Source organism: Flavihumibacter sp. CACIAM 22H1 (assembly GCF_001601815.1).
Classification (GTDB): Bacteria; Bacteroidota; Bacteroidia; order Chitinophagales; family Chitinophagaceae; genus Flavihumibacter.
Window position 1 is genome coordinate 10,757 of the sequence record NZ_LUKG01000089.1, and the last position, 7,428, is coordinate 18,184.

8 protein-coding genes are annotated in these 7,428 nt (G+C 44.7%); 2 read left to right on the forward strand and 6 right to left on the reverse strand.

Annotated features, from left to right (window positions below; genetic code table 11):
• The coding region (locus tag A1D16_RS18605) for an MFS transporter (protein ID WP_290712298.1) at positions 1–647 on the reverse strand (647 nt) is incomplete at its 3' end.
• A gap of 73 nt (positions 648–720) precedes the next feature.
• A complete protein-coding gene (locus A1D16_RS18610; RefSeq protein ID WP_290712300.1) occupies positions 721–1,962 on the reverse strand; it encodes a DEAD/DEAH box helicase in 1,242 nt (413 codons plus the stop codon).
• Between A1D16_RS18610 and A1D16_RS18615 the strand changes: the two genes are divergently transcribed.
• Positions 1,961–3,364: an MATE family efflux transporter gene (locus A1D16_RS18615; protein WP_290712302.1), complete on the forward strand. Its 1,404-nt coding sequence runs from the start codon at positions 1,961–1,963 to the stop codon at positions 3,362–3,364. The two genes, A1D16_RS18610 and A1D16_RS18615, sit on opposite strands and share 2 nt — an antisense overlap.
• Here A1D16_RS18615 and A1D16_RS18620 read toward each other — a convergent pair.
• Both A1D16_RS18620 and A1D16_RS18625 read right to left on the reverse strand, forming a co-directional pair.
• Positions 3,356–4,111 carry a GDSL-type esterase/lipase family protein gene (locus A1D16_RS18620; RefSeq protein ID WP_290712304.1) on the reverse strand — a complete coding sequence of 252 codons (756 nt, stop codon included), beginning with the start codon at positions 4,109–4,111 and terminating at the stop codon, positions 3,356–3,358. The genes A1D16_RS18615 and A1D16_RS18620 overlap by 9 nt on opposite strands.
• 47 nt (positions 4,112–4,158) lie before the next feature.
• On the reverse strand, positions 4,159–4,884 hold the full coding sequence (locus tag A1D16_RS18625) for a DUF4397 domain-containing protein (protein WP_290712306.1): 726 nt from the start codon (positions 4,882–4,884) through the stop codon (positions 4,159–4,161).
• A 156-nt stretch (positions 4,885–5,040) separates the two neighbouring features.
• Between A1D16_RS18625 and A1D16_RS18630 the strand changes: the two genes are divergently transcribed.
• The gene (locus tag A1D16_RS18630; RefSeq protein WP_290712308.1) at positions 5,041–5,622 is read left to right on the forward strand and encodes an alkylphosphonate utilization protein; all 582 of its coding nucleotides are present in this window, start codon (positions 5,041–5,043) and stop codon (positions 5,620–5,622) included.
• Between the two features lie 7 nt (positions 5,623–5,629).
• Here A1D16_RS18630 and A1D16_RS18635 read toward each other — a convergent pair whose 3' ends face one another.
• Together A1D16_RS18635 and A1D16_RS18640 are read right to left on the reverse strand one after the other, a co-directional pair.
• A complete protein-coding gene (locus tag A1D16_RS18635; protein WP_290712310.1) occupies positions 5,630–6,445 on the reverse strand; it encodes a HEPN domain-containing protein in 816 nt (271 codons plus the stop codon).
• Between the two features lie 110 nt (positions 6,446–6,555).
• Positions 6,556–7,383, reverse strand: coding sequence for a phytanoyl-CoA dioxygenase family protein (locus A1D16_RS18640; protein WP_290712312.1), 828 nt, complete (start codon positions 7,381–7,383; stop codon positions 6,556–6,558).
• Positions 7,384–7,428: the final 45 nt, after the last annotated feature.

The window sequence follows — 7,428 nt, forward strand, 5'->3', positions numbered from 1 at the left end:
AAGGAAGGATTACTGAATAAAAAACGTACCGACTGTGCGGGAGACATTGTTGGGCGAATTTTCTGGGATGCCGGGGCAGGTTGAATTTCTTGGAGAAAAAAGACCAATACCACCGCATAGATCATACCCAGCAATCCAAATGATTGAAAACTAAACTGCCAGGATAAATTGCTTGCAATCGTGGCCCCAAATCCACCTAATGCCTGGCCCATGTATAAGCCGGTTAAATGTATGCCAATGGCCAATGATCTGGTTTTACCCGAATGATAGTCGGCTATCAGCGAAAGTGCGGCAGGAATATACAAGGCTTCACTAACACCCATGATTGCCCGAAGTAGGTATAACTGGCTGAAACTGGAAGCGAAGCCCATTGCAAACGTAACAAAGCTCCAAACAAAAAGACTGCCAATGATCAGTTTTTTCCTGTTTGTTCGGTCTGCAATGATTCCGGCAACCGGGCTCATCAGTCCATACACCCATAAAAAAATGGCCATTAATATGCCAAAATTTTCTGCTGAATTCAGCTCCTGAATATCCACCTGCATGCTTGGTCGCATGGTGGCTAACATTTGCCGGTCCATATAATTTAGTAAGGCTACCAGCCATAATAACCCTACAACTACCCAAGGATAGTTTTTTAACTTCATTGGTTATGTAAGGTTTCTACAGCTTTTGAAGAAGCGGTGTTGGTCAATTCCATATACGGTGGGTGTACCTTGTTTATTTCTTTTTTTTCTTCTTCTTGAGAGGGGTGTTTTCGGCCTCTTTCAACAGCTGTCGCCAGTTATCATTCGGCGTTTCCTCCGACAGTGCCAGTGTTTCTCGGTAGGCATCCGAGGCTATCAGCTTCTCTTTGATCTTAGTACCGGTATAGGCTTCAATGGCCGCCAGTAGCGGTTTTTCTTCCTCACTGCAAAAACTAATGGCCTGTCCTTTTTTAGTTCCCCTACCCGTTCTGCCTACGCGGTGTACATAATTATCGGCCTGTTCCGGTAAATCATAATTCACTACATAATCTACGTCCGGAATATCAACTCCACGTGCATTAACGTCGGTAGTAATTAAAAGGGGAATTTCACCCTGGCGAAATTGCTCCATTACGGTTAGCCGATCGGCCTGTTCTTTGCCTCCATGCATTACAAGGCTTTCGATATGAACACGCTTCATAGCTGCCTGCACGCGTTCGGCTCGTACTTTGGTACGGGTAAAAACCAGCATTTTTTTGCCGGGTAATTCCTTCACCAGCCGCTCCAGGAAAAAACGTTTATCATCCATGGCCACAAAAGCAACCGCATGCTCAATATTCTTGGATACTGGGTCTTGCGGCGATACCTGTATACGGATGGGGTTATGCACCATTGCATAGGCCAGGTCTTTGATGCGGGTATCGATGGTAGCCGAAAAAAACAGGGTTTGATGGCGGTTGGGTAAACGCTTTTTGATATCGGCAATATCTTTGTTAAAGCCGAGGTCAAGCATATGATCGGCTTCATCCAGCACCAATAATCGGATGTCTTGTAGGTTCAGAACCTGCTGGTGGTGAAGATCAAACAACCGGCCAGGTGTGGCTACGACAATATCTACCCCTTTTTGCAGATGCTTGTGCTGGTTTTCCTGCTCTACCCCCCCTACCAGCGCAATGGTTTTAAGCTCGGTAAATTGACCTATTTGCTGAAATACACCGGCAATCTGCAGGGCTAGTTCCCGGGTGGGAACCATTACCAGGCATTGCAACAGGTGCTTAGGCCTTTTGCGGCGTTCCTGGTCTTGCTGCAGCAGGTGCAGAATCGGGATGGCAAAAGCGGCTGTTTTGCCGGTGCCGGTTTGGGCAATGGCCAGCACATCCTCCCCTTTCAGGATACTTGGAATTGCCTTGAATTGTATATCTGTAGGACGCTTAAATCCAAGTTCCTCCAAACTTTCTTTGATGTCTTCTGAAATAGCATATTTTTCAAATCGCATGATCCTTCCTATAATAGCTGTCAAAGGTCGTTCTTTTAAGCGTAGATTTGTGCCCCGAAAAAAGAAGGGTATGTTCAGGCAGGAAGCGAAACAAACAATACAACTGGCTTTTCCGATTGTGGTGGGTGAATTGGCCCAGATGGCCTTGCATATAATTGACAGCGCCATGGTGGGGGCCATCAGCTATAAACAACTGGCTGCCGCATCATTGGTTATCAATGCACTGGGTATACCATTTGTAATTGGGATTGGTATGACCATTTCGGTATCCCAAATGGTTTCCCTGGCCCACGGCCGTCGTGATTCACAACTGGTATCGCATTATTTATTCAATGGTTTCGTGCTTTGTTCTATTACCGCCATCCTTATTTCCTCCTTGCTGATTGGAGGAAGAGGACTATTGCAGCATATGGGACAGGATCCGGAAGTGGTCACCTATGCCCTTCCCTTTATGAAACTAATGGGTTTATCCATTATTCCGATGTTATTGTTTATGACGCTTAAGCAATTTACAGACGGATTAGAGTACACAAAAACGGCCATGATCCTGTCACTTGCAGGTATGCCTATCAATATTATGCTAAACTGGCTGTTGATTTACGGCAACTGGGGCTTCCCCCGGCTGGAATTATTAGGTGCCGGCTGGGCAACCCTTATTACCCGCTCCATTTTATTTCTTACCCTGGCCATTATTGTGCTGCGGCATAAAACCTTTCGCAGGTATATGGCAGTAAGCCGTAAACAATGGAAACTTAAAGCAGCTACCCTTCGGGAGCTCTTGTATATTGGCATTCCCAGCAGTTTGCAGGTGGGCATGGAAGCCGGCGCTTTTGCCGTTTCGGGTATAATTATCGGTACCATGGGAGCTGTTGCGCAGGCCAGCCACCAGATTGCCCTCAGTACGGCTTCCTTTACTTTCATGGTTTCAATGGGACTGGCGCAGGCAGGCTCCATACGGGTTAGCAATGCTTATGGCCGGCGTAACTGGACCAAAATTGCCGTAATTGGAAAATCTACCCTGGTTACGGCACTGGTATATGGGTTTATCTGCGCGATTAGCTTTGTGCTATTCAGGCAGCAAATCCCTGTTTTTTTTAATAAAAATGCGGAGGTAGTTAGTTTGGCCGCCAGCCTGCTGCTTTTTGCCGGTTTCTTCCAGATATCGGATAGTACCCAGGCCATCGGAGCAGGTTTGTTGAGGGGAATAAAAGATGTAAAAGTGCCTACCCTCTTAATTGGGATTGCTTATTGGGTAATCGGCATTCCGTTAGGTTATCTCTTCGGCTTTCACTTCGAAATGGGCGCCAAGGGAATGTGGATCGGGCTGATAGCGGGCCTGAGTTTCGCTTCTCTTTTCCTGGTTTTTCGATTCCTGAAAATGAGCCGGAAAGGGTCATTGTAATTTATCCACCGCCAGTGCGGTAATTTTTTCAGCCACCTGTGCATAGTATTTCCTGGAATAATGCAGGCTGTCATTGGTTAACAAAGCAGGGTCTTTGGCCGCTTCTCTCGATAAATCGGTAATATTTATATACGATATACCCGCACTATTGGTAATAGCCCGGTTCCGTTCATTGAAAAGATCTATTTCTGCAGCTATCTGTGTACGATTAGAAGAGCGGGCAAAAGGAGTTACGGAATAATCAGGAATGGACAATACAATTACCCGTTTAGGATTACCCCCTGCCCTGTTTACCGAATAAGTTAACAATTGGCGGAACTCAGTTTCGTAGTTTTCAAGCGGTATTCGGCGAAACTGGTTGTTTACGCCGATCAGCAGCGTTACCAGTTGATAGCTATTGGGTACGGGGTATTGGGTTAGTTCATATAACAGATCATAGGTACTCCACCCGGTTCTGGCAATGATATCGGGTGCCTTTATTTTAAACCCTTTTTGTTTTAATAGATCGGTTGTTAGCACCGGAAATCGATCCATAGGCGAAACAGACTGGCCAATGGTATAAGAATCTCCCAGGGCCAGGTAGGCAAGGGAATCTGGTTGTACGGTGGGGGGATTTACTACCACCGGCGGAGGTGGTAAAGGTTCTGAAGCATTGGCAACCGGCCGTGATTTTGAGCAGGCGGTTAGAACCATAAACATACAACCGAAGCCGTATGCCAATCCTTTGGAAACTAAAATGACAGGCATTTCTTAATTACGAATTGCCTGCCATTTTGGTTCATACCGATCCAAAATTATTGATCCGTAGAATCCGTTACGGTTCCGTTCACAATAAATTTGATTTGTGGTTTTTTGGTGTCGTCCGTAGCCCGGGGATCTCCGATGAACAGGATCGTATAGGCTTTTCTGGCTTCTACTGAAATAGTTCTGTTCAATGCCGCTCCCGTACCGTTGGTTGCGGTTATAGCCAGGTTACCTGCCGGCATGGATACAAACTCACTCACGGTATTAAAACCTGCTTCTGTCGGAACTTCTTTTGAACCGGAACTCAGTTTTACAGAATAGTCAGCTGAGTCGGGAATGGCCTGTATATAACGCACCAATGCTTCTCCGGATGCAGGAACCAAAGTATCCAGGTGGTCGTTTACCAGCAGATTGGTATAAACGCTGTCTGCTCCTGTTACAAACAACGTATAATAGTTGTCTGCATCAAAGCGGAAACCGGCTGAACTGGTTATTTCTCGTCCTGTATTTGCGTTCAATGCCTTTACATCTCTGCTACCGGTATATATAGGAAGATAGGTTCCGGTATAATTGGTAAATGCAAGCGGCTGATTACCTAAGGTATTACCTGAAAGCCGAACAAAAATTCCATCCTGGTCGGGGGAAAGGTTGAAAGCCATTAAGCCCGCACTCGGAATAGCTGGCTGATTATCGTTGTTTTTCAAACAGGAGGTTAGCCCCGCTCCCATTGCTGCAAAAAGCAGCACCATTGAAATTTTCCTGGTTAAAGAGATCATAGTTATGTAGTTTAGATTCAAGGATATGAGCGCAAAATTTTCACCACAGTTGCAGCCGCCTTCAACCTTACAAGTTCTTTAACGCAAGTCCGTTTTTTCTGTTAAAATTTTAGTTCCTATATAAAATAATACCTTTGCTTCCCTAAAGTAAATGAGATGTTATCAGAGAAAGCCTTGCAAAGCAGAAGTGGAAATGCCTGTGAATTATGTTTGTCGGTAAATGGATTGACCTCGTATGAAGTTGGCCCGGATACTGCTACCAAAGAAGAAACAGCCATTTATGTATGCTCAAAATGCAAGGCACAGCTCGAGAAAAAAGAACTGCCTGATCTTGCCCACTGGAAATGCCTGGAACAATCTATGTGGTCTGAAATTCCTGCGATACAGGTGGTTTCCTGGAGAATGCTGAACCGGCTTCGCGCAGATAGCTGGGCAGCTGATTTGCTGGATATGTTTTACCTGCCCGAAGAAGCAGAAGCCTGGGCAAAGGCAAGCGGTGATCATGTAAATGACGGATCCGTTGAATTACATCGTGATACAAATGGAGCCCTGTTGCAGGATGGTGATACCGTGGTACTAACCAAATCACTGGATGTTAAAGGCTCTACCCTTACAGCCCGCCTGGGAACGGTTGTTAAAAATATTCGCTTGGTAAAGGACAATGTGGAACAGATTGAAGGCCGGGTAGAGGGACAACAAATTGTGATCCTCACAAAATTCATAAGAAAACAAGCCTGAGAAAATATCAGTAAGCAGGCGCTAATTTTGCCTGCATCAGTTCTCTTGCCTTTAGTAATGTTTGTTCTACTTCCTCAATGAGTTCACCCAGTAATTTTATTGGCAGGCTAAACTCATAAGAATACCGTGCATTTAGGTAAGCAGCTTCCAGTACATCTATACGCTGCTTTGCTATTGCTGATTCTTCTGATAAGCAGGATATCATTTCAGGAGCAACCCGGATTACCTGTTTTTTAAGCGCTCTTAGCTGGTGGGTTCGTTTTTCATACCCACCCAGGTGCTGAATAATGGCCCGCAGACATAATTCTATTGCCTGGTGAAGAAAAAAACAACAGATGGGGGAAATATTCCGCTGCCCCAGCAATAAAGCAGATTGATAAAATTCATAGGACTTTCGAATGGCTCTGTAAAACAGGGCTAATTGCTGCGCTTTCAAAAGGCTTATTTGTACGGCATCGGCCTCGGTATATTCCATGGAATAACTGTCAAATACCAGTTTTTCTTTTTGGAAATTAAGGGTAAAAAACAGTTCTCCTCTTTTTAAGCCTTCCACCACCCTGCATTCTGCATAAAAGGAACAGTAGTAACCTCTATTCTGCTGGCTTATAAGTTCTGCCAATGGTTCCATCTCTACAAATTTACTGGAGTTGGATGCAGGTAATACAACCAGTAATTCCCGGTAAACCACAGCCCCTTCCTGGAAAACCGCACCATGTTCTAACAGGAATATTTTGGAGGGCGCCATAGCCATCACCAATAATTGAATAATAGCCGGCAGGTTGCTGGCTTGCTGTACCGATCTGACAGACTCTCTACTTACCATACGCCACAGTTTTCAGATGAAGCGCAAAGGTGTAAATAATTATACAGATTAGTACAGCAAATGCCGATAAAAAATACTACTAACTAAAATAATTTATTTCAGTAGTGCAGTTATTTTACATGCAGGGTAATTTCATCCTGCTTTTTTAAAAAATCTACTTCAGGTCTTTGCTGGTTACCTGTTTCCAGTAATGCTGTATCGGCAACAATTTTAATGGGCTGAATACAAGACGCATGTTTTTCGCGGAAGGGAATATTGTAGCGGAGGTTGTAGGCAGAAATAACCGACCATCTCGAATGGTCGGAAGTATTAGCATCTGAACGGTGAAGGATATTGCTGTGAAAAAAAAGTACGTCACCTGGTTGTAAGCTGCAATAGACCAGCTCACAATATTTTGCTGCTTCTGCAACAAAATCGGGATCTGCGCCCTGCTGTTCGCCCACAAAATTATGTTCGAACCGCTGCATTTTATGCGAACCTTTAAGTACCTGCAGGCAGCCATTTGCCTGGTTGGCTTCTGTTAGTGCTACCATTACGGATAACATAGCTTCCGGATAAAGAAAACCGTTTTTATACCAATATCCATAATCCTGGTGCCATTCCCAGGCTCCGCCGGTACGAGGTTGTTTCTGCATTACTTTTGAATGAAAATGACAAACCTCTTCCGGTGCTTCTCCAAGCAGCTGCCCTACGGAATGTACCAGTTTTTCAGACCTTGACATCAATCCGAATGCATCATCTCCTGGGGTAAACCAAAGGGTTAATTTGGTATCCTTTCCAGTTGTATCACGAAAATCCATGGCATTAGACGTTATTTCGTCGGTTGTAGCGGTACGGTAGAGCAAGGCCGTTTCTTCCGGCGAAAAGAAGCCGCGGTAAATAAAAAAACCATCCTGCTGGTAGGATTGCAAAGCTGCATCGGAAAGGATTTTTTTCATAAAAAGGTTTATTAGAATGATGGGTGTTATGGTTCGGTAATTTCT